This window comes from Streptococcus mitis (genome assembly GCF_016658865.1).
Classification (GTDB): Bacteria; Bacillota; Bacilli; order Lactobacillales; family Streptococcaceae; genus Streptococcus; species Streptococcus mitis_BT.
This window is the reverse complement of the sequence record NZ_CP067992.1, coordinates 469933-496379: the sequence shown is the minus strand read 5'-3', so window position 1 is coordinate 496379 and position 26447 is coordinate 469933. Positions and strand designations below refer to the sequence as shown.

The 26447-nt window shown below is 42.0% G+C and carries 27 protein-coding genes, 2 pseudogenes, 1 riboswitch and 2 other annotated features; of the genes and pseudogenes, 10 read left to right on the top strand and 19 right to left on the bottom strand.

Annotated elements, in window-relative coordinates; genetic code table 11:
• Nucleotides 1-451: 451 nt before the first annotated feature.
• Entirely contained in the window at nt 452-1930 is a 1479-nt protein-coding gene (gene mgaSpn, locus JJN14_RS02605) for a virulence factor transcriptional regulator MgaSpn (protein WP_201058822.1), read from the bottom strand.
• Between the two features lie 375 nt (nt 1931-2305).
• Here mgaSpn and JJN14_RS02600 point away from each other — a divergent pair.
• The 5 genes and pseudogenes from JJN14_RS02600 to JJN14_RS02580 all read left to right on the top strand — a co-directional run bounded on the left by JJN14_RS02600 (nt 2306) and on the right by JJN14_RS02580 (nt 4246).
• Nucleotides 2306-2541, top strand: a pseudogene (locus tag JJN14_RS02600) (GlsB/YeaQ/YmgE family stress response membrane protein).
• Between the two features lie 77 nt (nt 2542-2618).
• Nucleotides 2619-3191 carry an alkaline shock response membrane anchor protein AmaP gene (amaP, locus tag JJN14_RS02595; RefSeq protein WP_201058820.1) on the top strand — a complete coding sequence of 191 codons (573 nt, stop codon included), beginning with the start codon at nt 2619-2621 and terminating at the stop codon, nt 3189-3191.
• 11 nt (nt 3192-3202) lie between these two features.
• Nucleotides 3203-3373, top strand: a complete 171-nt coding sequence (locus tag JJN14_RS02590; RefSeq protein ID WP_000455064.1) for a DUF2273 domain-containing protein — start codon at nt 3203-3205, stop codon at nt 3371-3373.
• 30 nt (nt 3374-3403) lie between these two features.
• A complete protein-coding gene (locus JJN14_RS02585; RefSeq protein ID WP_201058819.1) occupies nt 3404-4012 on the top strand; it encodes an Asp23/Gls24 family envelope stress response protein in 609 nt (202 codons plus the stop codon).
• 30 nt (nt 4013-4042) lie between these two features.
• Nucleotides 4043-4246 carry a CsbD family protein gene (locus tag JJN14_RS02580; RefSeq protein WP_201058818.1) on the top strand — a complete coding sequence of 68 codons (204 nt, stop codon included), beginning with the start codon at nt 4043-4045 and terminating at the stop codon, nt 4244-4246.
• A gap of 109 nt (nt 4247-4355) precedes the next feature.
• Here the strand turns inward: JJN14_RS02580 and JJN14_RS10335 are convergent.
• Together JJN14_RS10335 and JJN14_RS02570 are read right to left on the bottom strand one after the other, a co-directional pair.
• Nucleotides 4356-4648: pseudogene (locus JJN14_RS10335) on the bottom strand (transposase); the annotation flags it as partial.
• Nucleotides 4649-4665: 17 nt separating this feature from the next.
• On the bottom strand, nt 4666-5121 hold the full coding sequence (locus JJN14_RS02570; RefSeq protein WP_201058817.1) for a GNAT family N-acetyltransferase: 456 nt from the start codon (nt 5119-5121) through the stop codon (nt 4666-4668).
• A gap of 69 nt (nt 5122-5190) precedes the next feature.
• Here JJN14_RS02570 and JJN14_RS02565 point away from each other — a divergent pair, with 69 nt between their 5' ends.
• On the top strand, nt 5191-5850 hold the full coding sequence (locus tag JJN14_RS02565; RefSeq protein ID WP_201058816.1) for a prepilin peptidase: 660 nt from the start codon (nt 5191-5193) through the stop codon (nt 5848-5850).
• On the opposite strand, the gene trpA is transcribed toward JJN14_RS02565, so the two are convergent.
• The 14 genes from trpA to JJN14_RS02495 all read right to left on the bottom strand — a co-directional run bounded on the left by trpA (nt 5822) and on the right by JJN14_RS02495 (nt 20599).
• Complete coding sequence (gene trpA / locus JJN14_RS02560) at nt 5822-6598, bottom strand: tryptophan synthase subunit alpha (protein WP_201058815.1); 777 nt, start codon at nt 6596-6598, stop codon at nt 5822-5824. The genes JJN14_RS02565 and trpA overlap by 29 nt on opposite strands.
• Nucleotides 6591-7814: a tryptophan synthase subunit beta gene (gene trpB / locus JJN14_RS02555; RefSeq protein ID WP_000331265.1), complete on the bottom strand. Its 1224-nt coding sequence runs from the start codon at nt 7812-7814 to the stop codon at nt 6591-6593. The genes trpA and trpB (JJN14_RS02555) overlap by 8 nt, the downstream gene beginning before the upstream one ends.
• The gene (locus tag JJN14_RS02550; protein WP_201058814.1) at nt 7792-8391 is read right to left on the bottom strand and encodes a phosphoribosylanthranilate isomerase; all 600 of its coding nucleotides are present in this window, start codon (nt 8389-8391) and stop codon (nt 7792-7794) included. Before JJN14_RS02550 ends, trpB (JJN14_RS02555) begins: the two co-directional genes overlap by 23 nt.
• The gene (gene trpC, locus JJN14_RS02545) at nt 8378-9145 is read right to left on the bottom strand and encodes an indole-3-glycerol phosphate synthase TrpC (RefSeq protein WP_201058813.1); all 768 of its coding nucleotides are present in this window, start codon (nt 9143-9145) and stop codon (nt 8378-8380) included. The genes JJN14_RS02550 and trpC overlap by 14 nt, the downstream gene beginning before the upstream one ends.
• Nucleotides 9142-10146 (bottom strand): anthranilate phosphoribosyltransferase, encoded by a 1005-nt coding sequence (trpD, locus tag JJN14_RS02540; RefSeq protein WP_201058812.1) that lies wholly within the window; start codon nt 10144-10146, stop codon nt 9142-9144. Before trpD ends, trpC begins: the two co-directional genes overlap by 4 nt.
• Nucleotides 10147-10156: 10 nt before the next feature.
• Complete coding sequence (locus tag JJN14_RS02535) at nt 10157-10723, bottom strand: aminodeoxychorismate/anthranilate synthase component II (protein WP_042900462.1); 567 nt, start codon at nt 10721-10723, stop codon at nt 10157-10159.
• Nucleotides 10720-12081: an anthranilate synthase component I gene (trpE, locus tag JJN14_RS02530; RefSeq protein ID WP_033679777.1), complete on the bottom strand. Its 1362-nt coding sequence runs from the start codon at nt 12079-12081 to the stop codon at nt 10720-10722. Before trpE ends, JJN14_RS02535 begins: the two co-directional genes overlap by 4 nt.
• A gap of 71 nt (nt 12082-12152) precedes the next feature.
• Nucleotides 12153-12384 (bottom strand) — a binding site (T-box leader).
• A complete protein-coding gene (gene trpB / locus JJN14_RS02525; protein ID WP_201058811.1) occupies nt 12375-13553 on the bottom strand; it encodes a tryptophan synthase subunit beta in 1179 nt (392 codons plus the stop codon). Its footprint overlaps the feature before it by 10 nt.
• 66 nt (nt 13554-13619) lie before the next feature.
• Nucleotides 13620-13850 (bottom strand) — a binding site (T-box leader).
• A 34-nt stretch (nt 13851-13884) separates the two neighbouring features.
• Nucleotides 13885-15114, bottom strand: coding sequence for a DegT/DnrJ/EryC1/StrS family aminotransferase (locus JJN14_RS02520; protein WP_201058810.1), 1230 nt, complete (start codon nt 15112-15114; stop codon nt 13885-13887).
• A 42-nt stretch (nt 15115-15156) separates the two neighbouring features.
• The gene (locus tag JJN14_RS02515; protein ID WP_201058809.1) at nt 15157-15849 is read right to left on the bottom strand and encodes a sugar transferase; all 693 of its coding nucleotides are present in this window, start codon (nt 15847-15849) and stop codon (nt 15157-15159) included.
• Between the two features lie 130 nt (nt 15850-15979).
• A complete protein-coding gene (locus JJN14_RS02510; RefSeq protein WP_201058808.1) occupies nt 15980-17722 on the bottom strand; it encodes an ABC transporter ATP-binding protein in 1743 nt (580 codons plus the stop codon).
• Nucleotides 17712-19457: an ABC transporter ATP-binding protein gene (locus JJN14_RS02505; protein ID WP_201058807.1), complete on the bottom strand. Its 1746-nt coding sequence runs from the start codon at nt 19455-19457 to the stop codon at nt 17712-17714. Before JJN14_RS02505 ends, JJN14_RS02510 begins: the two co-directional genes overlap by 11 nt.
• A gap of 54 nt (nt 19458-19511) precedes the next feature.
• On the bottom strand, nt 19512-20147 hold the full coding sequence (locus JJN14_RS02500) for a DUF421 domain-containing protein (RefSeq protein ID WP_000174453.1): 636 nt from the start codon (nt 20145-20147) through the stop codon (nt 19512-19514).
• A complete protein-coding gene (locus JJN14_RS02495) occupies nt 20144-20599 on the bottom strand; it encodes a DUF3290 family protein (RefSeq protein WP_000675343.1) in 456 nt (151 codons plus the stop codon). Before JJN14_RS02495 ends, JJN14_RS02500 begins: the two co-directional genes overlap by 4 nt.
• A 133-nt stretch (nt 20600-20732) precedes the next feature.
• Here JJN14_RS02495 and JJN14_RS02490 point away from each other — a divergent pair, with 133 nt between their 5' ends.
• The 4 genes from JJN14_RS02490 to JJN14_RS02475 all read left to right on the top strand — a co-directional run bounded on the left by JJN14_RS02490 (nt 20733) and on the right by JJN14_RS02475 (nt 24457).
• Nucleotides 20733-21560, top strand: a complete 828-nt coding sequence (locus JJN14_RS02490; RefSeq protein ID WP_201058806.1) for an exodeoxyribonuclease III — start codon at nt 20733-20735, stop codon at nt 21558-21560.
• 11 nt (nt 21561-21571) lie between these two features.
• A complete protein-coding gene (locus JJN14_RS02485; RefSeq protein WP_201058805.1) occupies nt 21572-21958 on the top strand; it encodes a bleomycin resistance protein in 387 nt (128 codons plus the stop codon).
• A 233-nt stretch (nt 21959-22191) separates the two neighbouring features.
• A riboswitch (purine riboswitch) is annotated at nt 22192-22287 on the top strand.
• A gap of 326 nt (nt 22288-22613) precedes the next feature.
• Nucleotides 22614-23195, top strand: a complete 582-nt coding sequence (locus JJN14_RS02480) for a xanthine phosphoribosyltransferase (RefSeq protein ID WP_000770415.1) — start codon at nt 22614-22616, stop codon at nt 23193-23195.
• Nucleotides 23195-24457, top strand: coding sequence for a nucleobase:cation symporter-2 family protein (locus JJN14_RS02475; protein WP_201058804.1), 1263 nt, complete (start codon nt 23195-23197; stop codon nt 24455-24457). Before JJN14_RS02480 ends, JJN14_RS02475 begins: the two co-directional genes overlap by 1 nt.
• A 33-nt stretch (nt 24458-24490) precedes the next feature.
• Here JJN14_RS02475 and JJN14_RS02470 read toward each other — a convergent pair whose 3' ends face one another.
• Both JJN14_RS02470 and JJN14_RS02465 read right to left on the bottom strand, forming a co-directional pair.
• Nucleotides 24491-24895 carry a PaaI family thioesterase gene (locus JJN14_RS02470; RefSeq protein WP_000651223.1) on the bottom strand — a complete coding sequence of 135 codons (405 nt, stop codon included), beginning with the start codon at nt 24893-24895 and terminating at the stop codon, nt 24491-24493.
• A 69-nt stretch (nt 24896-24964) separates the two neighbouring features.
• Nucleotides 24965-26446 (bottom strand): UDP-glucose--hexose-1-phosphate uridylyltransferase, encoded by a 1482-nt coding sequence (locus JJN14_RS02465; RefSeq protein ID WP_201059126.1) that lies wholly within the window; start codon nt 26444-26446, stop codon nt 24965-24967.
• Between the last annotated feature and the right edge of the window lies 1 nt (nt 26447).

Sequence of the window (26447 nt, the reverse complement as noted above, 5' to 3'; positions counted from 1 at the left end):
GGTCCGGAAGAGGTCTAACCAAACGTCAGCAAGGCTTGCCAGGCCTAGCCTACTATCTCATTGAGGTTACAAGTAAAGAGGAGCTCCTCATCATTGACCATAGTACACTTGAAGTTGAGGCACCAATCACATAGCTAAACTCAAGAGAGTTAGAATTTAGTGATCCATATGGTATCGTAACCCGTGTTCGAATATCCAACAAGTGATAGGATTGGGTTTCGATTCAATCTGTGATACATCCTGTTTCAAGTATTTTGATAAAGGATTAAAAGATCTTTCTTTTTCTACTTCAGATACTTAGCTCTGGGCATATACTATTTAAAACAGGTCCCAAAATGAATGTAACTAGGAGCTCTGCTAATGATAGATATGAAATTTTTTAATATTCAAAAAGACTCCACCTATCTATAGGAAATCTACCCTAGAGATGGATGGAGTCTTCTTTCACTCACTAATCTAATCGAATAAACATCATGGCATTTAACAAAGATATGAGTGAGACCGTGTTTATATTATTTGAATAGATCAGTCTCTTATTTTCAATCGGAGGAATAATAAAATTAGAAATGATGATATCATAAGGCGATTCTTCTAAAGATTCCTTTGATAATTCTAATTCAGTCCAAACTTCAAGTTCAAAATTGTTGCTGCAATAATAAGAAAGTGTCTCTGCAACGGATTTTGCATGATACTGATCAAAATTACTCATAACCAGAACCTTCAGCTTTGGCTGATTTTGTAGTAAATTAAGCACCAAATGTTTGGTATGAGTGATGAAGGTATAAGATAGATGATTTACCATCATTGAACTAGAACAAACCTCAAGAGTCTCTAAATAATGAGAAAGCTCTTTTTTTATATCTGAAACAAATTTAGGGAAAATATTTTGAAAATTCCTGATTGTATTCCCTTTTTGATCAAATAAAATAAACTCAGTGGACAACTCTTGACGATACAGATGTGCGGTATTATGCAAATGCCAAATCAGATTATCCTTATTCTCAATCTCAATCTGATACTTGACTGAAATCTGATCAATAAAATCACTCAATAGATGGTAAGATTTTTCAACATAGCTATCCTTTTTTACGCATTTCATAAAGAGACTTTCATCTATGAAAAACATTTTTTGAAAGTAAGACACAAATAATTGGCAAACAACTTCTTCATCTAAAGAGATATTGTATTCTAATTCAAAATTCTTAGCAACACCTTCTATTCCTTCTGCCTGCATTAAAAAATCCAAACTTTGATCGTTAAAAGAGTCTTTCTCTACTTCCATGAAATGACCAAACTTTATTCTATATAGGTTCGTAACTAGGAGCAACTTTAGCATTCTATGAGTTGACAAATTCATTGGAAAGCTTGTTTCCTTATAAACCAATTCTAACAATTGAGATAGGGGCTCTGATGAAAAATTTTCAAATGGCCATTCTAGGAAATAATATTTTTCTGAAAAATATTGTGCAAAAAAGTAACGAATATCTCTCTCATTTCCAATGATTTGAACAGGGGTCAGACTGATTTCAAATTGAAATTGCCTTTTAATCACTTTATTGATTTGGCTAATAATACGATAGAGCGAAGATGAACTGATATAAAATTCTTTACAAATACTCTCAGCTTGACAGCCTTCATTAAAAAAGATAAATTCTAAAATCGAAAAATGAGTTGAATGCTTAAAGAAATGATGGTAAACCATTTCAATATCACTATCATCGGTATTAATAATGCGTATACCATTAGTAGAAGAATGAAAAATCAAGTCAGGAAAAGCAGATTTAACATGGGATAGATCATCTTTGACTGCACGTTCTGTACAATTTAATAACTCTGCTAGTTCAGAACGATGAAACCAACGTTTATGTTCAAATAATAATTCTAATAATTCTAATTGCCTATGACTTTTTTTAGATAATAAATCTCTCATGAATGTCTTTCTCTTTTTATAAATTATCGGATTTCACCTCTTGCAATTATACCACAATGAATAGGTAGAACATGCTATAACGACTTTTACTAAGATCCTTTATCTCGTATAATAACACTACGGAGGCAATATATAAACAATTTTCTTATTTTACCGTCTATTAAGTGCGTGAATACAGAATCAAATTCAAGTCGAAAGATTATATTTTTAATTTTAAAAATTATATAATAGCAACAATCAAAGAATTTGATTTTTTTATATTAAAATTATATAATAATCAAAATAATTGATTATTTTATATTAAAATTATATAATAGCGATAATCAAAGGAATTGATTTATTTTTTGATATTAAAATAGAAAAGGAGGGTAAGCAATATTGTGGTCAATCATTGCTGGAGGTCTTATTGGACTTGTAGCAGGTAGAATCACTAAAAAAGGTAGTTCTATGGGAATCGTCGCAAATGTATTCGCTGGTTTAGTCGGGTCATCTGTAGAACAATCCCTTTTAGGTAGTTGGGCCCATCCATCGCTGGAATGGCTTTGATCCCATCTATTGCAGGAGCAGCAATTGTTGTTACTGTAGTATCATTCTTTACAGGTAAAAAATAATTACTTGTAGTAATAAACTATTTTTAAATAGATTAGACGGGTAAAAATAGTTTAATGTTAAATCGAAAGGATTGTATATGTCAAAAGCAAAGAAAATATGTTTCATTATTTTCTGTATTTTAATCTTGACAATTTTCCTTCCTGTTTTGATAGATTATCATCAAGTTAGTGATCTAGGCATTCAGCTATTTAGCTGGAGACAGAATCATTTCGTTGAATTCTATCTCTCTAGATATATATTCTGGGGGATAGTGGCTCTATCAACTTTAGTTTTGTTATCGATGTTAGTTGTGTTGTTTTATCCTAAACGTTATTTGGAAATTCAACTTAAAACTAAAAACGATACACTAAAATTAAAGAATTCTGCAATCGAAGGTTTTGTTAGAAGTTTGGTGAGTGATCATGGATTGATCAAGAACCCAACTGTTCATGTAAATTTACGAAAAAATAAATGTTTCGTTCATGTAGAAGGTAAAATTCTTCCTTCGGACAACATCGCTGACAGATGCCAACTAATTCAAAATGAAATAACTAATGGATTGAAGCAGTTTTTTGGTATTGAGCGTCAGGTTAAACTAGAAGTTCTAGTAAAAGACTACCAGCCTAAACCAAAACCTCAAAACAAAAAGACTGTTAGTCGTGTGAAGTAAGGAAGTAAAAAATGGAATGGCTTAAACAATATCGATATCCAATAATCGCAGGTCTCATAGGCGTATTTCTCGCTTGTTTGATTATCTCCTTTGGCTTCTTCAAAACAATATTTGTATTGATTTTAGGAGCACTGGGAGTTGCAGCTGGATTATATATCGAAAAAAACTATATAGATAAATAAAAATTACTAATTTAATTAAAGGAGTTTCATATGTCAAACGAAAAAAACATTAACACTAACGTAGAAAAGAAAGATGCTACTGCTGTAGCTCACGAAATCAAAGGAGAACTTACTTACGAAGATAAAGTTATCCAAAAAATCATTGGTCTGTCACTAGAAAACGTTTCAGGTCTTTTGGGAATCGACGGTGGTTTCTTCTCAAATCTTAAAGAAAAAATCGTTAACAGCGATGACGTAACAAGTGGTGTTAACGTAGAAGTTGGTAAAACACAAGTTGCAGTTGACTTAAACATTATTGCTGAGTACCAAAAAAATGTTCCAGCTTTATATTCAGAAATCAGAGAAATCATATCTTCAGAAGTTGCTAAAATGACTGACTTGGAAGTTGTTGAAATCAACGTAAACGTTGTCGACATCAAAACTAAAGAACAACATGAAGCAGACTCAGTAAGCCTTCAAGATCGCGTATCTGACGTTGCTGAATCAACAGGAGAATTCGCTTCAGAACAATTCGAAAAAGCTAAATCTGGTCTTGGATCTGGTTTCTCAACTGTTCAAGAAAAAGTTAGCGAAGGCGTAGAAGCTGTTAAAGGTGCAGCAACTGGTGTAGTATCTCACGAAAACACTCGTGTAAACTAAGATAAAATAAATATAACAGGAGAAATTATCATGTCAGTAGAAGAAAAATTAAATCAAGCTAAAGGTTCTATTAAAGAAGGTGTTGGGAAAGCCATCGGTGATGAAAAAATGGAAAAAGAAGGTGCAGCTGAAAAAGTTGTTTCTAAAGTAAAAGAAGTTGCTGAAGATGCCAAAGACGCTGTAGAAGGTGCTATCGAAGGTGTTAAAAACATGTTGAGTGGCGACGATAAATAAGGCTAAAAGTTACTTTATCTTTTTAGTGACATTAGTCAAAAGAGTCTGAATCAAGATGATTCTCAGAAAACAAAAAGCTAGAGATTTCCAATTGCAGAACTCTAGCTTTTTAATTTCGCCTCTTTCTCTTATTATATTTCAGCAGGTTGTTGACCATGAGTACGAATCCCATGTCAATTCTCACTTTACGTTTACCTCTCAGATAACATCTCTTATAACCCAAACAAACCTTTATCTGCCCAAAGACAGATTTCATATCAATCTTACGTTTAGCGAAAATTTATCTACCCTTGGAAGATAAAAGTGCCTGATATTCTTTAGTTTTTAAACACTGGTAACGTTCATTCATATACAGTCCTTTTGAGGGGCTGATTCAGGTTCATCATCGCAGTCAACGTTGATTCAAGGATTTTTACTTCCTATCTACCCTTTTTCATGATGTATTTTCGTACAGGTGCTTCAACCATTTGAACGATTTCAAATCCTTCTTTTTGATAAAGGTGCTTGGCTGCTTGATTTGCCTCGTAGACATTTAGTGAAATAGTATCTATGTCTTCATTTTCAAAGGCCAAACTAACAAATTTCCTTAAAGCCTGCCCACCTAAGCCTTGTCCCTGTTTCTGGGGGTTGATAAAAAATCTCCCGATATGAAGATTCCTGTCTTCTAGCCTGATTTTCTGGATTAGCCCGACAAACTCTTGTCCATCAAAGATAGAAAAGATTCCATCCAAATCTTGCAAAACTTGAATTGTCAAGGGAAAAGGAATCATTGTTCCCATCCATTGTTCTTGAAAGGATTTGCCGAGGGAGTTGGACCATTGGCATACGAGCTGAGCATTTTCTGTGCTCACCTTTTCTTCAAAACGAATTGTCATCTTTGCCTCACCATCTTATCTATGTTTCTCCATTATACTACTTCTCCTATTTTTTACGAATAGATAAGTATGATTAATATTTATTTTTTTCTTGTCGGGAGCATTCTCGCTTCCTTTCTTGGTTTGGTCATTGACCGTTTTCCAGAGCAATCCATTATCAGCCCAGCCAGTCACTGCGATTCCTGTCAGACTCCCTTGCGTCCCTTAGATTTGATTCCGATTCTCTCACAGGTTTTTAATCACTTTCGCTGTCGCTACTGCAAGGCTCCTTATCCCGTCTGGTATGCCCTTTTGGAACTAGGCTTAGGACTCATATTTCTGCTTTACTCTTGGGAATTACTTTCCTTGAGTCAAGTCATCCTAATCACTGCGGGTTTGACCTTGGGTATCTACGACTTTCGCCATCAGGAATATCCCTTACTGGTCTGGATGACTTTCCACCTAATCCTCATGGCTTCCTCTGGCTGGAATCTGGTCATGGTCTTCTTCCTTGCCCTTGGAATTTTAGCTCATTTTATTGATATTCGCATGGGCGCAGGGGATTTTCTCTTTCTGGCTTCTTGTGCTCTCGCCTTTAGCGCGACCGAATTACTGATCTTGATTCAGTTCGCTTCTGCGACGGGCATCCTAGCCTTTCTCCTGCAAAAGAAAAAGGAAAGACTTCCTTTCGTGCCTTTCCTCTTACTTGCTGCTTGTGTGATTATTTTTGGTAAGCTACTGCTTGTTTGATAAAGTCCTCAATCGGCTCTCCTTGGTGGAGAGCTTTTACAATTTTCGAACCAACGATAACGCCATCTGACACCGCATTAAAGCGTTCTACATCGGCTTGACTAGACACACCAAAACCTGTCAAGACTGGGATGTCGGCTACTTGATGCAATTGTGCCAAATGCTTGTCCAAATCTGCACGGTAATTTCCTGATTTTCCTGTCACCCCATTGATGGCAACGGCATAGACAAATCCTTCTGCCCCTTCAATCAACTCTTTTTGGCGCTCAAGTCCTGTTGTCAAACTAACTAAGGGAATCAAGGCAATATCTGTATCTGCCAAAAAGGGCTCTACAAAGTTGGTATGCTCATGAGGCAGGTCTGGGATAATCAAGCCCTTAACGGCTGTATCTGCCAAATCTTTGACAAATTTTTCAACACCGTACTGAAAGAGGGGGTTGAAGTAGGTCATAATGACAAGTGGAACTTCTGTTTGAATGGTTTTTAAGGTTTCAACCAAAGCCTGAGTAGACGTCCCGTTAGCTAGACTGCGCAAGCCCGCTTCTTCGATAACAGGTCCGTCTGCTACGGGGTCTGAAAAGGGAATACCCACTTCAATAGCTGAGACACCCAAATCTTCTAAAAAGTGGATTGTTTCAGCTAGACCATCCAAACCTTTCTCGTGGTCTCCAGCCATGATATAGGGAACAAAAATTCCTTTTCCAGCTGCTTTTATAGCGTTCAATTTTTCTGTTAGTGTCTTAGGCATGAGCTTCTCCCTTCTTTGCTGCATCTGCTTCCAAGCGGTCTTTGACTTGGACCACATCCTTGTCCCCACGACCTGATAGGCAGACAATCATGGACTTGTCTGGACCGAGTTCTTTGGCCAATTTCACCGCAAAGGCGATAGCATGGCTAGATTCCAAGGCAGGGATAATCCCTTCCACACGAGACAAGAGTTGGAATCCTTCCAAGGCTTCCTCGTCCGTCACAGGAACATAGCTGGCACGTTTGATATCATGATAGTGAGAGTGTTCTGGACCGATACCAGGATAGTCCAAACCTGCTGAGATAGAGAAGGCTTCAAGAATTTGACCATGAGCATCTTGGAGCACATCCATAAGAGAACCGTGGAGGACACCTGGACGACCCTTGGTCAAAGTCGCTGCGTGGTGCTCCGTATCCACACCAAGTCCTGCTGCTTCAGCTCCATACATAGCTACTGACTCATCTTCTACAAATGGATGGAAAAGCCCGATAGCATTAGAACCACCACCAACACAGGCTACTAGGGCATCTGGCAAATCTTGACCTGTCAAATCGCGGTACTGTTGTTTAGCCTCTCGACCGATGACACTTTGGAAGTCACGAACGATTTCTGGGAATGGATGAGGTCCCAAGGCAGAGCCAAGGATATAGTGGGTATCATCGATATTAGCCACCCATGAACGAAGGGCTGCATTGACCGCATCCTTGAGCACGCGCGAACCGTCTGTCACTGCCTCAACCTTGGCTCCCAAAAGCTCCATACGGAACACATTGAGGGCTTGGCGTTTGACATCTTCCTCACCCATGTAGATAGTACATTCCATGTTAAAGAGGGCTGCAGCAGTTGCAGTTGCCACACCGTGCTGACCAGCACCTGTTTCAGCGATAATTTTCTTTTTACCCATGCGTTTGGCAAGCAAAACTTGTCCTAAGGCATTGTTAATCTTGTGAGCCCCTGTATGGTTAAGGTCTTCACGTTTAAGATAAATCTTGGCTCCTCCAATATGCTGGGTCAAGTTTTTTGCGTAGTAAAGAGGAGTTTCACGTCCTACATACTGGCGTAAGAGCTGGTTTAATTCCTCTTGGAAACTTGGGTCTGCCTGACTTTCACGGTAGGCCTTCTCCAACTCCAAAACTGCTGTCATCAATGTTTCTGGGACGAAACGTCCGCCGAATTTTCCGTAAAATCCATCTTTATTTGGTTCTTGATATGCCATTCTTTACCCTCTCTATAAATCTTCTAATCTTTTCATGATCTTTTTGTCCATCTGTCTCCACTCCGCTTGATACATCTACTGCAAAGGGAGAGAAGTGCTGAATTGCTTTTACTATATTGTCTTCCTTAAGCCCACCTGCGATAAAGAAGGGCTGAGCTAGTTTTGTCGTATCCAGTTGAGCCCAGTCAAAGGTCTGGCCACTCCCTGCCACAGGGGCATCAAAGAGTAGATAGTCTGCCTGAGAATTGGGCACATGACCCTCTCCATCCACCTGCACAGCCTGAATACTGGCACAAGGCAAATTCTCAAACAAATCATCTGCCACCTGACCGTGAACTTGAACCAAGTCCAAGCCAACTTTGTCAATCGCTTCTAGCAGTTCTGCCCGACTTGGTGAAACAAATACACCAACCTTTTTGACATCTACAGGAATAAACTTTGCCAGCTCAGCAGCCTGATCCAAGGTCACTTGTCTTTTACTAGGTGCGAAGACAAAACCGATATAGTCTGATCCTGCTGATACGGCTGTTTCCAACGCTTCTTTGGTCGATAGTCCACAAATCTTAACCTTTGTCAATCTGCAACTCCTTGATTCTCTGGGCCACATCTTCTGCCTGCATAAGAGCTGTCCCAACTAAAATTCCATTAAAATATGGTGCTACTCGCTCCGCATCCTGCCCTGTGAAAATAGCAGATTCAGAAATGTACAAGCAATCATCTTTGAAATGTTTAGCCAAATCTACACTGGTCTGCAAGTCAACTTCAAAGGTGGTCAAGTTGCGGTTATTGACACCGATAATCTGGGCACCAAGTCTGTGAGCCACTTCTAGTTCAGCTAGATTGTGAGTCTCCACTAAAACTTCCAGACCAAGCTCTGTCGCATAGTCGTACAGTTCCTTGAGGCGTTCTTCTGACAAGGCAGCCACAATGAGCAAGATGACTGTCGCACCGGCATTGCGAGCACGGATAATTTGCTTTTCATCGATGATAAAGTCCTTGTTGAGCGTTGGAATCTGTACCTGACTGGAAATCTCCCGTAGATAATCCAAATGACCTTTAAAGAAAACTTCATCTGTCAGAACAGAAATCATCACTGCGCCGTTTTCTTCATAAGTCTGGGCCTGTTGCACAATATCCACATCGAGATTGATATCTCCCAAACTAGGGCTAGCCTTCTTGACTTCAGCGATTACCTGTAAACTGTCTTGGTGTTGTTTTAGATAGTCAGCCAAGCGATAGGTCTGGCGCAAGAGTTGGACTTCATCCAGTTCCATCTGCTCAACCTCACGCGCCTTCTGCTCCAAAATTCGTGCTAAAAATTCCTGACTCATTTTTGGTACTCCTGTAACAGTCTGAGTTTTTCAAGTGCCTTGCCACCAGCAATCACTTGACGGGCCAAGGCAACTCCTTCCTTGATACTAGCTACCTTACCATTAGCATAGAAACCAAGACCAGCATTTAAAACTGTCGTTTCCAAGAATGGACTTGGTTCATTTTTAAGAACGCTGAGCAAAATTTCTGCATTTTCCTGAGCATTGCCTCCACGAATATCGTCGATAGCGTAGCGCTCCATTCCCAAATCCTCTGGGGTAAAGCTTGACAAGGTAATTTCACCATTTTCAAGAAGAGCAATCTTGGTTGTTCCATTCAAACCAGCTTCATCCAGTCCTTCTGGTCCAGCAACCACGATGGCACGTTTGCGACCCATATTTTTCAAAACCTGAGCTGTACTTTCTAGAAGTTCTGGACGACTAATTCCAAGAAGCTGTGTTTCCAATGCCATTGGATGAATCAGGGGACCAGTCAAGTTCATAATCGTTGGAATTCCCAATTCCAAACGAGCTGGCATGATGTATTTCATTGCTGGGTGCATATTTTTAGCGAAGAGAAAGACGATGCCAGTTTTATCAAAGACCTTACCTAGTTCAGCTGGTTTGAGGTCAAGATTGATGCCCAAGGCTTCAAGGACATCTGCAGAACCAGATTTAGAAGAAATCGAGCGGTTACCGTGTTTTGCCATGTGAACACCGCCACCAGCCAAGACAAAGGCTGCAGTTGTGGAAATATTAAAACTGAAAGACTTGTCTCCACCTGTACCACAGTTGTCCATGGCATCATGAATTTCAGTTGGAATGTGTTGGGCATGTCCTCTCATGACTTGGGCAATGGCTGTGCGTTCTTCAGGTGTTTCTCCCTTCATCTTAAGAGCCAAGAGAAGAGAAGCAATCTGTGCCTCTGTTACACGCCCAGTTACGATACGCTCAATGACATCCGTCATTTCCACACCTGATAAATTTTCAAATTTTGCTAGTTTTTCAATAATCTCTTTCATCCTAGTTTCCTCACTTTACAACCTTCTCGATAAAATTCCGAATAGAAGACAAGCCATCTGGCGTTCCAATGCTCTCTGGATGGTACTGGAAGCCATAAATCGGTAAGTTTTTGTGTTGAATCCCCATGATGGCTTGGTCATCAGTCGAACGAGCTGTCACTTCAAATTCTTCTGGCATTTCCTCAATCAAAATACTGTGATAACGCATGACCGCACGGCCATCCTCGATACCTTGATACAAAACAGATGGTGCTTCAAAGCTGATATTGCTCTGTTTCCCATGCATGACTTTGGGAGCCAATCCTAATTTACCACCAAAGACTTCGGCAATGGCTTGGTGGCCCAAACAAATCCCAAGAATCGGCTTCTTGCCAGCAAAATCACGAATCATGTCTTCCATCTTTCCAGCATCAACTGGCCAACCAGGACCAGGAGAAAAGACCAGACCATCTGCTTTTTCAGCTTCTTCATACAGCTTGGGATCATCATTTCTCAAGACCTGTACTTCTGCAAAATTCCCGATGTATTGCGCCAAGTTATAGGTAAAAGAATCATAGTTATCAATCAATAAAATCATGGTCTTAGTTCTCCAATTCTAGTCATAGATTTAGCCTTGTTAATGGTCTCTTGGTATTCGTTTTGGGCGATGGAGTCGTAGACAATCCCTGCCCCAGCCTGCACATAGGCTGTTTGATTTTTGAGAATCATGGTTCGGATGGCGATGGCGAAATCCATATCACCCGTCGCAGACAAGTAGCCAATCGCTCCTGCATATACGCACCGTTTTTCCGTTTCCAGTTCATAGATGCGTCTCATCGCTCGAATCTTTGGTGCTCCAGAAACAGTTCCAGCAGGAAGTGTTGCTTTCAAAGCATCCATAGCAGTGAGTTCTGGAAGCAAACGCCCCTTGACCACACTGGTCAAATGCATGACATAACGGAAAAGCTCCACTTCCATATACTTAGTGACTTGGACACTGGCCGTTTCAGAGATGCGACCAATATCATTACGACCCAAGTCTACTAACATTCGATGCTCTGCCGTTTCCTTCTCATCCGAAAGCAGGTCTGTCGCCAAAGCCTTGTCTTCTTCATCCGTAGCTCCTCTTGGTCGCGTACCTGCAATCGGATTGGTTGTTACGATGCCATTTTTGACAGAAACCAAACTTTCTGGACTGGCACCGATGATTTGATAATCCCCAAAGTCATAGAAATAAAGGTAATTAGAAGGATTAGTCACTCGAAGATTTCTGTAGAAGTCAAATGGATTTCCAGTAACTTCTGCTGAGAAACGCTGACTGAGCACGCATTGGAACATATCTCCATTACGAATCAAGTCACGAGCCGTTTCCACCATTGCCTCAAACTTCTGAGGAGCAATATGGGGTTTGAAGTCCAGCGGAGATAGATCCAAGTCTTCAAATTCATTTGGAGCAGGAATGCGTAATTCCTCAAGCACCTGGTTCAAGGCTTTTTCCAAGTCTTCTTGATTGCGTTCGCTATAAAGAGCATCCTCGATGACATGGATTTTTTCTTTCTTGTGGTCAAAGACCATGTAACTCTCATAGACGAAGAAATGCATGTCTGGCGTTCCAATAGTATCTTCAGGAATTTGACCAATTTCTTCATAAAGCGAAATCATATCGTAACCAACAAAACCAATTGCCCCACCACCAAAAGGGAGGTCTGAATGGTGCTGGCTCTTATGAGTCACTTCATAAAGAAAATCCAAGGAATCACGATCAATCACTTGACCATTTTGATAAAGAATCCCATTTTCAAACTTAATCTCAAAAACTGGATTATAAGCTAAGATAGAAAAACGAGCGGTTTCCTTGTCTCTCGGAATACTCTCTAAGATAACCTTGTGTTGCCCCTTTAGGCGCATATAAGCCAAGATTGGTGATAAGACATCTCCATGAATGATTCGTTCCATTGTAATTTCCCTTTCAGTTCTACTTCTAGTCCGTGGCGACTGTATGAAAAATCCCCACGCAAAACAACTTGCGTGAGGACGAAATTCGCGGTGCCACCTCAATTATAGGATTTCTCCTATCTCTCATTCCTGTCTCAGATACCTCCTGTAACAGGCTGTGCGATAAAGGGCACTCCCTTGAGAATTATGTTTTCTTCTCTCATTTCAGATGGACCCAACCTTACAGCTTTCTCTGCTTGTTTCCAGCAACCACAAGCTCTCTGTGAGAGAAAAGACTGTAATTTTTCCATCTATTATTTTTTAACTTCTAGGTAGTCCGCAATTGCAGCTACGTCCTTGTCTCCACGACCAGAGACATTGATGATGATAATGTCGTCTTTACTTAGTTTCGGTGCACGTTTAACTGCTTCTGCGATAGCGTGCGAACTTTCAATCGCTGGGATAATTCCTTCAGTCTTGCTGAGAAGGAGGAGAGCCTGAACAGCTTCTTCATCTGTCGCAGCCACATATTCCACGCGACCTGAATCTTTGAAGTAGGCGTGTTCTGGGCCAACCCCTGGATAGTCCAATCCAGCTGAGATAGAGTAAACTGGAGCCAGCTCTCCGTCTTCCTTAAAAACTGCATAAGTTTTCATGCCGTCGACAATTCCGATACTACCTTTTGTCATAGTAGCTGCGTGCTTGTCTGTATCAAGTCCGTGACCAGCAGCTTCAACCCCAACCAATTTGACTTCTTCATCAGCCACATACTGTGAAAAAGCACCGATGGCATTAGAGCCACCACCTACACAGGCAATAACGTAGTCTGGTAAACGACCTTCTTTTTCTAAGATTTGACGGCGAGATTCTTCACTGATGACCTTTTGGAACTCGTGGACAATGGTAGGATAAGGGTGAGGACCTACAGCAGATCCCAGAACATAGAAGGCTTCAAGATCATTCATCCATGCTCCAAAGGCTGCATCAACAGCATCTTTGAGGGTACGAGTCCCTGTTTCAACTGCGTGAACAGTTGCTCCCATCATCTCCATACGGAAAACATTGAGACGTTGACGTTCCACATCCTCTGCCCCCATGTAGACATCACAGGCCATACCAAACTTGGCTGCAGCCGCTGCTGTCGCAACACCGTGCTGACCAGCTCCTGTTTCTGCGATTACTCGTTTTTTGCCCATGCGTTTAGCCAAAAGAATTTGTCCTAAAACGTTGTTGAGCTTGTGAGAACCAAGGTGGTTAAGGTCTTCACGTTTGAGATAAATCTTAGCTCCACCTAAGTGATCTGTCAAACTCTCTGCAAAATAGAGCGGTGTTTCGCGACCTGAATAGTCCTTTAAGTAATGGCGAAATTCTGCCAAAAATTCTGGATCATCCTTGTACTTGTCAAATGTCACTTCCAACTCATCCAACAAAGCCTGAATCGGCTCCGGTACGAAACTACCACCAAATTGTCCAAAATAACCTTTGGTTGTCATAAAATTTTTCCTCTTTCTGTATTGATTTCAAGATATGAAAAAGCCCACACACAGAAAATTACTCTGCGTGAGGGCGTTGGTAACGCGGTGCCACCTCAATTATAAAGGAACTATCCCCTTTACATCTCTTCCTTGTCTAACAACAAGTTGCACTGTAAGGTGTGCGCACCGAATTTTCATTGTTTCAAATTCATTTTTAAAATCAGCCCACTTTCACTACTTCCAACCACCTGTTCACAATCACCACAGGCTCCCTGAAGATCAAAAATAGTTACTTTTCTGATTTGTTGAATTTATTTTAATACTTTGTTTTTTCTTTGTCAAGACTTTTTTACAATTTTTTTGATGAAGCTAGTACTTTTTCAGAAACTGTTTTGAAAGTCTCAATGATATAATCCACTTCTTCATCGCTTAGTTTAGTGTGAAGAGGAAGCGTAATTTCATTTTCAAAGAAGGCATAGGCCTTAGGATAATTCGCCATATCAAATCCAAGATTCTTATAGGCTGTCAAGAGCGGAAGCGGTTTGTAGTGGACATTGCTTGCAATTCCTGCTTTTGCTAATTCTTGGATGATAAGATTGCGTTCTTCTAGGCTTGCTCCTTCTACATGGGTGATGTAGAGGTGGCGTGAAGATTCGACAGTTTCAGTCTTGTGTGCCAAAGGATGGATGCGAGAACCTGCAAAACCACGATCATAGCGGTCCACGATGTCCTTACGACATTGCAACAAACTTGGATAGCGGTCCAATTGTACCAAACCAAGTGAAGCCATGATATCGGTCATGTTGCACTTGTAGGCTGGTGTAACGATATCGTATTCCCATGACCCCAGTTGCATCTTAGCAAGGGCATCCTTAGTTTGTCCGTGAAGGGAAAGGATTTGGAATTCCTTGTACATCTCTTCGTCGTCAATCGCTGGATTGGCTTTCCAAGTAGCACTTCCTCCCTCAGCTGTTGTAAAGTTCTTAACAGCATGGAATGAGAAGGAAGTAAAGTCAGCGATAGAACCAGCTGGTTGTCCTTTATATGTAGATCCCAAAGCATGGGCACTATCAGAAACAATCACAATACGGTTAAAGGCTTTTTGCCACTTGCTTGATGCAGTAAAGAAGTCACGTTTCTTCTCCACAACTTGGAACAAACGGTCATAGTTGCAAACAATCCCCGCAAGCTCAACCGGAATAATCACCTTAGTTTTTTCAGTAATGGCTTGCTCCAGCAGGTCATAATCCATCTCAAAAGTATCTGCTTGGATATCCACCATGACAGGGGTCGCTCCTACGTGAGTGATGACACTACATGAAGCTGTATAAGTCATGGCTGGAACGATGACTTCATCACCAGGTCCCACTTCCAAGACGCGCAAAATCAACTCAAGAGCGGCAGTTGCAGAATTGAGGCAGACAGTCTTAGGCGTCTGTGTATATTGAGACAAGCGACGCTCCAGTTCTTTTGTCTTAGGACCTGTTGTAATCCAACCAGAACGCAGGGTATCCGCTACTTCAGCAATTTCAGCTTCCGTAATATCGGGTGGTGAAAATGGAATATTGTAATTTGGCATTGATTTGCTCCTTTTATCTGTACTCATTTTCTCATGACTACTTTATTTTAGCACTTCAAACACGGTTTGAAACATGATTTTGATGTCTCCAAGGAAACTAAATTCTCGGAGATAAGTGAGATTATAGCGCATCTTTTCAGGAAGGACGTGGTCTACATAGGCTTGGTCAACTGACAGGCCTTTTTCGGTCATTTGACTGATAATAGTGTCCTCATCCTTGTAGTTGATGCTGGCTGGAGAGGTGATCCCTGCTGGCAAAAGCAAGGTTGCCATCATTTCAGGGCTATACTGCTCTGTGTAGCGTGGCACTTCAGGTCGTGTACCGACAAAGGACATTTCGCCTTTAAGGACATTGACCAGCTGAGGCAGTTCGTCCAAACGCACACGGCGGATAAAATTGCCAACCTTGGTAATGCGGCTATCGTTAGCAGAAGTCACCAGACTACCTTTTTTATCTGCATCCGTCACCATGGTACGGAACTTCCAAATCTTGAACCGACGGTTGTACTGGGTCACGCGCTCTTGCTTGTAAATCACTGGCCCCTTGCTATCCAACTTGATCCAAATGCTCAAAATGAGAAAGATGGGAGAGGTCAGAACCAGTACGATCAAGGCTAGAACCCAGTCCAAGCAACGCTTGAAAATCAGCGAACCCTTCCTTTTAGAGACAAGCTGGTAGTAAGACTCAACCTCGCTTGATTTCATTTCCACGGGCAAGTCTTCCCATTTCAGCATGCTGTTTCTCCTTTGTTTTTATTATACTATTTGTCAACATTTTTCATTATACCACAAAATGGAAAAGGCGGTGAAAGAAATCTGTAATTTGAAGGATTTCCTTCTGTTACTGAATGAGAATCAAAGAGTATTAAGACATAGCACCCGCCTGCAAACTATACATCTTGTGATAGGTTCCTCCCAAAGCCAAGAGTTCCTCATGGGTTCCACTCTCAATAATTCGCCCCTTGTCCAAAACATAGATACAGTTGGCGTCTTGGATGGTAGAAAGGCGGTGAGCGATAGCAATGGTTGTCCGTCCCTGTCTCATCTTAGCCAGAGAAGCTTGAACCAAACTTTCTGTTTCAGAGTCAATATTGGCTGTCGCTTCATCCAAAATCAGGATTTTAGGCTGACTGGCGACTGTTCTAGCAAAGGCAAGAAGCTGACGCTGACCAGTAGAGAAGCTCGAACCACGCTCAGACACAGGTGCATCATATCCCTGAGGAAGTTCTTGAATAAAGGAATCTGCATCCACGAAGGCTGCCGCAGCCTGAACTTGCTCATCACTGATATCTTGGTACATGGCGATATTGGACTTGATGGTTCCATGATAGAGGAAGGGGGCCTGCAAGACTAGACCGATATTTCTTCTCAACTCTTCCTGCCTGAAATCCCTGATATCCACCCCATCCAAGAGAACTCGCCCTGACTGGAATTCATAAAAGCGCATGAGGACATTTATAATCGAAGATTTCCCAGAACCTGTATGCCCTACAAAGGCAATAGTTTCACCCTTGTTAACTGAAAAGGAAATATCATCCAGAATCTGGTGTTTACCGTCATATGAGAAGCACACATGTTCAAAACGGATATTGCCTTCTTGGACTTTGGCTTGCCCTTCTTTTTGAAGAGGCTCATAGGTCTTCTCGTCAATCAAGGCAAATACACGCCCTGCAGACACCATGGACGTTTGAAGGGTTGAAAAGTTTTGCGTCACCTCGATCAAGGGATCAAAGAGGCGATTGATGTACTGGATAAAGGCATACATGGTTCCAGCTGTTATTCCCAGATAAAGTCCACGGCACCCAAAATAGGCCATTAAAACTGCATAGCCTAAAAGTTTCAGCAAACTCATGGCGGGGCGCAAAAAGAGGGCATCCAAAGCTACAGAACGGTTGGCAAAGACCAAGTGTTCTTGGTTAATTTCATCAAATTCTACCTGCAGGCGCTTCTCTTGATTAAAGGCCTGGATAATCCTGATTCCCTCGATGTTTTCAGCCAGCTTGCTATTGATATCCGACAAGAGACTTCTGGTTTTCTCAATGATTTTCACTGATTTTTTCCGATAGAGATTGACCAAAAGGAAAATCAAAGGGAGAAAGAGCAAGACTAATGCTGTCAAACGAAAATCCAACACCAACATGGTATAAAGAGTTGTCAGAAAGATGAAAACTGCTGAGATAAAGCTGGACAAAATTCCCGAAAACATATCACTGATGGTCTCGGTGTCATTTGTCAAACGAGAGACGATGGAGCCTGCTGGCGTCTTGTCAAAGTAAGACATACCCAGTTTTTCCATATTGGCAAAGGCATCGCGACGAATATCCCTAACAATACTGTAGGACACCCGTGCAAAGAGGAGATTACCGACATACTGGACCAGAGTTTGTAGGATATAAAGGCCATAGTAGGCCAGCAAAACGGTCACAGCAATTTGATTAAGATTGCTGAGATACTGGTCGATAAAGTGGGAAGCAACCAGAGGAATCACACTTTTAATGACCGTAGTCGCTAGGAGAAAGCTGAGAGCCAAAAAGGTCAGGAGGCCGTAAGGCTTGAGATAGGACATCAGGCGCTTCAATACAGCCCATTGTTCTTTCTTATTCTGCATCTTCTTCTCCTTTCATTTCCAGCTGCTGAGACTGGTAGGTTTGGGCATACCAGCCATCTAGAGTTAGCAGTTCTTCGTGCGTTCCCCGTTCGATAATTTGACCATTTTGCAGGACTAAAATCAAATCTGCATGGACAACCGCACTGAGGCGATGAGCCGTAATAATGGTTGTCTTGTCCTTTCGCGTCTCCTTGAGGTTGTCGATAATCGCATACTCTGTCTTGGCATCCACGGCGGACAAAGAATCATCCAAAATCAAGATATCAGGGTCTAAAATCATAGCCCGACTCATGGCCAGACGTTGCTTTTGACCACCAGAAAGACTGACTCCCTTTTCACCAATCAACGTATCAAATCCTTGGGGCATATCCACAATATCTTGGTAAACTTGAGCTAGCTTAGTCGCTTCCTCGACCGCTGAAAGTGGCAAGTTCGGATTTCCAAAGCGGATATTGTCTAAGATAGAGGTCGCAAAGAGAAACTGGTCCTGAGGAACATAGCCCATAAGACTACGAAGATCTGTCAGACGATAGTCCCGAATATCGTGACCATTTAGATAAATGGCTCCCTTGTCCACATCGTATTCACGCAAGAGGAGCTTGATCAAGGACGTTTTCCCAGAGCCTGTCTGACCGACCAAGCCCAATGTTTGACCTTTTTCTAAACTGAAGTGAATATCCGTCAGTGTTTCCTCATTTTCAAAGGCAAAGCTATCAATATCATACTGCAGGCGCCCGTTTTCAATACCCTCTAAAGGAAACTCAGGGTCTTGTACAGGTGATTCCTGAAACAAAAGTTCCTCAATCCGCTGGTAGGAAACCTTTCCTCTTTGAGTGATATTAAAGAGGAAACCAATGGCCATGAGAGGCCAAACCAACATATCCAAATAGCTGATAAAGGTGACCAGATTACCAACCGTAATTTGCCCTTTCTGAACCATCAAGGAGCCAACCAAAAGCGTTAAAACATAGGAGGAACCAACAAATAAGAGAACCATGGGGTCAAAGAGACTATCGTATTTCATGGTTTGCAGGTTCTTTTGGAAGGTCAATTCATTGACTGCCTGAAAGGACTTCAACTCGTCCGCCTGGTAACCGAAAGACTTGGTCACTTTAATACCTGATACAGACTCCTGTACCTTGTTATTAAGTTCGGAAAAGGCAGCTTGGGATTCGCCAAAGGCCTTGTGGGTCTTTCTCCCTAGACGACTGGTCGCATAAGCCATGAAAGGCAGGGGAAGAATGGCAACCAAGGTCATCTGCCATGAAATGCTAAAGAGCATGGTCAACAAGGTCACTAAAGCTGTGATTGAGGCATCAACCGCTGACATAACCCCTCCCCCTGCCAGACGCGTTAAGGCATTGATATCGTTGGTTGCGTGTGCCATCAGGTCCCCCGTCCTATAGGTTTGATAAAAGGCTGGAGACATTTTTGTGAAATGCTCAAACAAGCGAGAGCGCATAATCTGTCCCAGACGGTAGGAAGTCCCAAGGATATACATCCGCCAAACATAGCGCAGATAGTACATCCCAAAGGCCGCAAGAAGCAAGTAAAATAGGGCAAGAAGGAGGTCCTGCTGGGTTAATTGCCCCAATGTGATGGCATCAATGACCCTCCCCATAACCATTGGGGGAATGAGGTTGAGGACGGAAACCAAGACCAGAGCCACAATCCCGACTAAATAACGGCGTTTTTCTAACTTGAAAAACCACCAAAGTTTTTGAATAATGGACATAACATCCCTTTCTGATTGCAAATAGAAACCTGAGGCCAAGACCCCAGGTTTTTCTTATTCATAGGTTACGACTGTGACCGCACCCTTGTCATACTCAGCGATAAAGATATTGGCTACATTGTCATGTCCTTGTTTGCTGAGATTATCAAGCAGCCACTCTTCGCTACGGCCAATCGTTTCCAAGACATCGACTTGGATCACACCGTCAGTCACAACTGGATACTTAGGATTTTCATCTCCTATTTGGACCACGATGAGTTGGCCATTTTGCTCCTGCACAGCGCGTTTGACCTGTTTCATCTGGAAAATCCCTTGGCTACGAAGTTTGAGAGCAACTTCTGCTGCAGACAAACCAACTGAACGACAGGCTTCTGGGTCAATCTGCCCATTTTTGATAAGGAGAGTTGGTTTTCCATCAATCAAGCGTTTGACAAAACGAACATTGTTATTGAGCCACTTGAGGGTCAAGACCAAAATCGTCCACATCATCAAAATCACTGCGTACTGCAGAATGCTGATTGAACTATTGTAAATCACCCCACCGATGATACCACCAAGAACATAGTTCTGAATTTGGTCTGTAGCAGAGTTAGGTGCTAGATTCCCCTTTCCTGTCACATTAATAACAAAAACAAGAGAGAAAAGACCCAGGGCCAGTTTGATTAAAATTTCCATATAATTGAGTGTCATTTGTTTACCTCCACCAATTCAATAGCGTCTGTTTGATGCAATTCTAATTTCTCTAAAAGATACTTGTCTGGTTGGCTCCCGTTCATGGCACGATAGAAATTTGAACCTACCTTGATAAGTGCTCCATCAGTGGCTGCAGAAGTATTGACATAAACTTCTGATTTATCCACTCCCAAGTCTTTGGAAACAACCTCTATGAAATGAAGGGAAGTTTGAAATTGGTTGTTAGAGGCTTGATTGGTCTGGTATTTTGAGATTGTCACCAAAAGCATGGCCACCAAGGTCAAGGCCAAAATCATGACCAATTCCCGAAACTTAGTCCCCTTTTTATCTCGATAGGCTTTAAAAGCAAAAAATCCTGTGATAGCTAGGAGCACAATCCCAAAGCCAATCATCATTCCATTTTGCTGACTGATTTGGCTAAGTACATAGTCATATGAGTAAAATTTCATTTATTTTCACTCCCTTTCATAAAATCATTCTTAATTATAAACGAAAGAGAGTGATTTTTCAAGCCATACGTTGGGGAAATGGACCTTTTTTTGGTATAATAAAATCTATAATCTGAATGAAAAAGGTAACTTTATGAAACTCATCTCATGGAATATTGATTCCCTCAATGCTGCCCTAACTAGTGACTCAGCTCGTGCCAAATTGTCCCAAGAAGTCCTACAAACCCTTGTGGAAGAAAATGCTGATATCATCGCTATCCAAGAAACCAAACTTTCTGCCAAAGGGCCTACAAAGAAACACTTGGAAATTTTAGAAAAACTCTTCCCAGGCTACGAAAACACGTGGCGCTCTTCCCAAGAGCCTGCCCGTAAAGGCTATGCTGGAACCATGTTCCTCTATAAGAAAGAACTCACACCCACTGTCACTTTCCCAGAAATCGGTGCTCCGTCTACCATGGACTTGGAAGGCCGTATCATCACTCTAGAATTTGATGAATTTTTCGTAACCCAAGTTTACACCCCAAACGCTGGCGATGGCCTCAAACGCTTGGAAGAACGTCAAGTCTGGGATGTCAAATATGCTGAGTATTTGGCTCAACTAGACAAAGAAAAACCAGTCCTTGCAACCGGTGACTACAATGTGGCCCACAATGAGATTGACCTTGCAAATCCTGCTAGCAACCGCCGTTCACCAGGATTTACCGACGAGGAGCGTGCTGGATTTACTAACCTTTTAGCAACTGGATTTACTGATACCTTCCGCCACATTCACGGCGATGTTCCAGAACGCTACACTTGGTGGGCACAGCGCAGCAAGACTTCTAAAATCAACAATACAGGCTGGAGAATCGACTACTGGCTCACAAGTAACCGTCTCGCAGACAAGGTCACTAAATCTGATATGATTGACTCAGGAGCTCGCCAAGACCATACACCCATTGTCATGGAGATTGAACTCTAAGGAGAAAACGAATGGACTATCAAGCTGTCATTCCTGAATTTGTAGTATCTGACATCGAAAAATCACGCCACTTCTACTGCGACCTGCTAGGATTCTCTGTCGAATACGAGCGTCCAGAGGAGAAATTTCTCTTTCTCTCGCTTGAAGACTGCCAACTTATGCTAGAAGAAGGCAGCGCAGAAGAATTAGCTCAGCTGACCTATCCTTTCGGGCGCGGTGTCAATATTTCCTTTGGCATCAAGGATGTCCCCCAGCTCTACCAAAATCTGCTGTCAGCTAACTATCCCATCCATCGTCAACTGACAAAAAGAGAATTTCGTGTTGGGGATCACTATATCTATCCTCACGAGTTTGCAGTCTTGGATCCAGATGGTTATTTTTTAAGATTTAGTGAATAGAATAATAAAGATTGGGAAAAAGTCTTTAAAGTTAGAAAAAGGCATATTGTCAAGTCTTGAAAAATCTTGATAATATGTCTTTTATGATGGAAAATACTTCTAAATGTTAGCCCATAATTGATAATTTGTCCATTTTTCTTCAATTCGTTCGTTTTTTTATTTCAAAACACTGACAAACATTTGATTTCTAAAGTTATTTAGTGTAAAATAAAAACATTGGCGCAAGCCTATTTAAAATTGAATATCTTTTTACTTGTTTATGTCGTGAATTGGCACGACGTTTCTACAAGGTGCCGGAACACCTAACAATAAGTAAGTCAGAAGTGAGGTATGGTCGTTTTTGCCATGCCTATTTTGGGGACTTGCTTAGAGATTAAGTAAGTCCTTTTTGAATATTTTTAATATTTCCCTTAATTAGTGCGGACGGGAGCAACTTCCTCCGGAATTTCATCCCTAATTTTTGAGCCTAAAGTCTCAAAAATCCCGTCATAGACAATAACAAGATTATTGTCTATGATACCACTACAACGGGAAATATTTGATAAGACTCGCTTCGCTCGTACTAGTTTTATCAAATATATAGTACTAGAAAACTGGATCACTATAGAAACATTTAACCAACAAGTAAACTGGCTTTTAGACTTTAGGAGGTCTTATGAAATTATTAGAAGAGCGCATCCTCAAGGATGGGCATATCTTGGGTGATAACATCCTCAAGGTAGATTCCTTTTTAACCCACCAAGTTGACTTTAGCTTGATGCGAGAAATTGGTAAGGTTTTTGCGGAAAAATTTGCTTCTGCTGGTATTACCAAGGTCGTGACCATTGAAGCGTCGGGTATTGCCCCAGCCGTTTTTACAGCTGAAGCCTTAAACGTTCCCATGATTTTCGCCAAAAAAGCTAAGAATATCACTATGAACGAAGGAATCTTAACTGCCGAAGTTTACTCCTTTACCAAGCAAGTGACCAGCACCGTTTCTATCGCTGGAAAATTCCTCTCACCAGAGGACAAGGTCTTGATTATCGACGACTTCCTTGCTAACGGCCAAGCTGCTAAAGGCTTGATTCAAATCATCGAACAGGCTGGAGCAACAGTCGAAGCTATCGGTATTGTGATTGAAAAATCTTTCCAAGATGGCCGTGATTTGCTTGAAAAAGCAGGCTATCCTGTTCTATCACTCGCTCGTTTGGATCGTTTTGAAAATGGTCAAGTCGTATTTAAGGAGGCAGATCTCTAATGCAAACTCAAGAAAAACACTCGCAAGCAGCCGTTCTTGGCTTGCAGCACTTACTAGCTATGTACTCAGGATCTATCCTGGTTCCCATCATGATAGCGACAGCCCTTGGCTATTCAACTGAGCAGTTAACCTACCTGATTTCCACAGATATCTTCATGTGTGGGGTGGCAACCTTCCTCCAACTCCAACTCAACAAATACTTTGGGATTGGACTTCCAGTCGTTCTCGGAGTTGCCTTCCAATCAGTCGCTCCCTTGATTATGATTGGGCAAAGCCATGGTAGTGGCGCTATGTTTGGTGCCCTTATCGCATCAGGGATTTACGTGGTTCTTGTTTCAGGCATCTTCTCAAAAGTGGCCAATCTCTTCCCTTCTATCGTAACAGGATCTGTTATTACCACGATTGGTTTAACCTTGATTCCTGTCGCTATTGGAAATATGGGAAATAACGTTCCAGAACCAACTGGTCAAAGTCTCTTGCTTGCAGCTATCACTGTTCTGATTATCCTCTTGATTAACATCTTTACCAAAGGATTTATCAAGTCTATCTCTATTTTGATTGGTCTGGTTGTTGGAACTGCCATTGCTGCCAGCATGGGCTTGGTTGACTTCTCTCCTGTTGCAGCAGCACCACTTGTCCATGTCCCAACTCCACTCTACTTTGGGATGCCAACCTTTGAAATCTCATCTATTGTCATGATGTGTATCATCGCAACGGTTTCTATGGTTGAGTCGACTGGTGTTTACCTAGCCTTGTCTGATATCACGAAAGACCCAATCGACAGCACGCGCCTTCGCAACGGTTACCGCGCAGAAGGTTTGGCCGTACTTCTCGGAGGAATCTTTAACACCTTCCCTTACACAGGATTTTCACAAAACGTTGGTTTGGTTAAATTATCAGGTATCAAGACTCGCCTGCCAATCTACTACGCAGCTGGTTTCCTGGGTCTCCTTGGACTCCTTCCTAAGTTTGGCGCCCTTGCCCAAATCATTCCAAGCCCTGTCCTCGGTGGTGCCATGCTGGTAATGTTTGGTTTTGTGTCTATTCAAGGGATGCAAATTCTAGCTCGTGTTGACTTTGCTAACAATGAACACAACTTTCTTATCGCAGCAGTTTCCATCGCTGCAGGGGTCGGACTCAACAACAGTAATCTCTTTGTCAGCATGCCGACAGCCTTCCAAATGTTCTTCTCAAACGGAATCGTCGTAGCCAGCCTACTTGCTATTGCCCTCAATGCCGTATTAAATCATAAAAAGAAATAAGAAAAAGAGGTGTGAACCTCTTTTTTTGTTTATCTATATCCTTACCTGTCTGTCTTCTGACCGCTGGCCTGTGACAAACATGGTGAAGGTTGCCTTGCAGACGTTTCTGCCTTCTTGATTGGTAATATCGACATCCACTACACAGGTTGTGCGACCTTGATGGACACATTCTCCTTTAATGGTCAATACATCGTCGAGTTTTCCTGCCTTAAGGTAGTTGATAGAGGACTGGAGCGTCACTCCATCAAGCCCCAGCGAGATAACCACCAAACCACTGATCTGGTCGCAAAGGGTAAAGAGATAGCCACCATGGGCATTGCCATAGTAGTTGAGCGATGAGTCCACTACTTTCGTCGTCACCACAACGTGACCATCTCTCATTTGTTCAATTTCGTAATTTTCAAAGGCAGATATAGCGTCAAAATGAAAATCTTTCATCGTTTCCTCCTGATATTTCAAACGACACTATGATACTACTTTTTATAGGACTGTGCAAGGAGAAAGCTCCTAGTCTGGCAAAATTCCGACCTGCTCCACAAAGCGCATAAAGGCCGCCTGTCCCTGTTCCGTTTGCTTGTAGACTCCTGCATCCTCAAGCACACGCGCAAAGATAGCACCAACAGAGTCCTTGACGATTTCAAGAGCTTTTTCTTTATCTGTTAGGTCTGGATGTTGGACTTTGAGTTGGTCTGCCCATTCCTGATGATAATCGGCAACTGCAACAGCTTCTCCTACAAGATAGCTAGCGACTTGCTCCACTTCTTCTTTCAGACGTGGTGGCAAGATTGCCAAGCCCATGACCTCAATCAAGCCAATATTTTCCTTCTTGATATGTTGGACATCCTTGTGAGGATGATAGATGCCATCAGGATGTTCTGCAGAAGTCTGATTGTCTCGAAATACCAAGTCCAACTCAAACTGGCCATCACGCTTACGGGCAATTGGGGTGATGGTATGATGTGGTGTCCCATCAGTCTCTGCTAAAATCTGCACTGCAAGATCTGAATACTGGCGCCATTCCTGCAAAATCTTGTCAGCTAAGTTGATCAAATCTTCTTTGGAATCCGAAGTCAAACGCAGCACTGACATGGGCCACTTGACAATCCCAGCCTTGACCTGTTCAAAACCAATAAATCGGAAGGTCTTTTGCAGAGGAGCCAATTCCATAGGAAATATGTGACGGCCTCCCTGATAGTGGTCATGAGTTAGAATAGAGCCCCCCACAATCGGCAAGTCGGCATTAGAGCCTGCAAAATATCCTGGAAACTGCTCTACGATAGCCAACAGACGTTCAAAACTCTGACGACTAATGGCCATGGGACGATGCTGGCCATCTAAGAAAATACAGTGCTCATTAAAGTAAGCATAGGGCGAATACTGGAAGCCCCACTCCTGACCAGCCATTTCAAAACGGATAATCCGGTGATTGCTGCGAGCTGGGTGGTTAACTCGACCATGGTAGCCTTCATTCTCTAGACAAAGCTGACACTGGGGATAATTGCTAGCTTGCACCAACTTGGCTGCCGCAATCTCTTTCGGATCCTTCTCAGGCTTAGAGAGGTTGATGGTAATTTCAAGTTCACCGTAATCAGATGGAACACGATAAGCAATATTTTTAGCAATGGCCTTGAGTTTGATGTAGTCATTTTTCTGACTGAGTTGGTAAAAATCCTCTATCGATTGCTCAGGAGAGTGGACATAGGTTTCCCAGAAGTCACGATTGACCTGACTCGGGCAAGGAGTTACCAAGTCCATCAGTTCAGCACCAAGGATTTCACGTGCAGTCCGACTATCTTCAATCGTCTCTAATCGAACGGCTTCCTCAACCAACTGGTCCTTGAGGTCAATCACTTTATCCAGATTGGTCTCAACTTCCAAAACACCATCTCCCACTCGTGCCAAGACACGATTGGTCAGGTAGATTCGATCCATTTCCTCAAATGAACTTTCAGAAATGACATGTGTTACAAATTTATCTACTAAGGTCACC

Bases quoted from the DNA above. Each gene is read 5' to 3' on its own strand.
- mgaSpn (WP_201058822.1), bottom strand. From the start codon at position 1,930: ATGAGAGATTTATTATCTAAAAAAAGTCATAGGCAATTAGAATTATTA.
- amaP (WP_201058820.1), top strand. From the start codon at position 2,619: ATGTCAAAAGCAAAGAAAATATGTTTCATTATTTTCTGTATTTTAATC.
- JJN14_RS02590 (WP_000455064.1), top strand. From the start codon at position 3,203: ATGGAATGGCTTAAACAATATCGATATCCAATAATCGCAGGTCTCATA.
- JJN14_RS02585 (WP_201058819.1), top strand. From the start codon at position 3,404: ATGTCAAACGAAAAAAACATTAACACTAACGTAGAAAAGAAAGATGCT.
- JJN14_RS02580 (WP_201058818.1), top strand. From the start codon at position 4,043: ATGTCAGTAGAAGAAAAATTAAATCAAGCTAAAGGTTCTATTAAAGAA.
- JJN14_RS02570 (WP_201058817.1), bottom strand. From the start codon at position 5,121: ATGACAATTCGTTTTGAAGAAAAGGTGAGCACAGAAAATGCTCAGCTC.
- JJN14_RS02565 (WP_201058816.1), top strand. From the start codon at position 5,191: ATGATTAATATTTATTTTTTTCTTGTCGGGAGCATTCTCGCTTCCTTT.
- trpA (WP_201058815.1), bottom strand. From the start codon at position 6,598: ATGCCTAAGACACTAACAGAAAAATTGAACGCTATAAAAGCAGCTGGA.
- trpB (WP_000331265.1), bottom strand. From the start codon at position 7,814: ATGGCATATCAAGAACCAAATAAAGATGGATTTTACGGAAAATTCGGC.
- trpC (WP_201058813.1), bottom strand. From the start codon at position 9,145: ATGAGTCAGGAATTTTTAGCACGAATTTTGGAGCAGAAGGCGCGTGAG.
- trpD (WP_201058812.1), bottom strand. From the start codon at position 10,146: ATGAAAGAGATTATTGAAAAACTAGCAAAATTTGAAAATTTATCAGGT.
- JJN14_RS02535 (WP_042900462.1), bottom strand. From the start codon at position 10,723: ATGATTTTATTGATTGATAACTATGATTCTTTTACCTATAACTTGGCG.
- trpE (WP_033679777.1), bottom strand. From the start codon at position 12,081: ATGGAACGAATCATTCATGGAGATGTCTTATCACCAATCTTGGCTTAT.
- trpB (WP_201058811.1), bottom strand. From the start codon at position 13,553: ATGACAACCAAAGGTTATTTTGGACAATTTGGTGGTAGTTTCGTACCG.
- JJN14_RS02520 (WP_201058810.1), bottom strand. From the start codon at position 15,114: ATGCCAAATTACAATATTCCATTTTCACCACCCGATATTACGGAAGCT.
- JJN14_RS02515 (WP_201058809.1), bottom strand. From the start codon at position 15,849: ATGCTGAAATGGGAAGACTTGCCCGTGGAAATGAAATCAAGCGAGGTT.
- JJN14_RS02510 (WP_201058808.1), bottom strand. From the start codon at position 17,722: ATGCAGAATAAGAAAGAACAATGGGCTGTATTGAAGCGCCTGATGTCC.
- JJN14_RS02505 (WP_201058807.1), bottom strand. From the start codon at position 19,457: ATGTCCATTATTCAAAAACTTTGGTGGTTTTTCAAGTTAGAAAAACGC.
- JJN14_RS02500 (WP_000174453.1), bottom strand. From the start codon at position 20,147: ATGACACTCAATTATATGGAAATTTTAATCAAACTGGCCCTGGGTCTT.
- JJN14_RS02495 (WP_000675343.1), bottom strand. From the start codon at position 20,599: ATGAAATTTTACTCATATGACTATGTACTTAGCCAAATCAGTCAGCAA.
- JJN14_RS02490 (WP_201058806.1), top strand. From the start codon at position 20,733: ATGAAACTCATCTCATGGAATATTGATTCCCTCAATGCTGCCCTAACT.
- JJN14_RS02485 (WP_201058805.1), top strand. From the start codon at position 21,572: ATGGACTATCAAGCTGTCATTCCTGAATTTGTAGTATCTGACATCGAA.
- JJN14_RS02480 (WP_000770415.1), top strand. From the start codon at position 22,614: ATGAAATTATTAGAAGAGCGCATCCTCAAGGATGGGCATATCTTGGGT.
- JJN14_RS02475 (WP_201058804.1), top strand. From the start codon at position 23,195: ATGCAAACTCAAGAAAAACACTCGCAAGCAGCCGTTCTTGGCTTGCAG.
- JJN14_RS02470 (WP_000651223.1), bottom strand. From the start codon at position 24,895: ATGAAAGATTTTCATTTTGACGCTATATCTGCCTTTGAAAATTACGAA.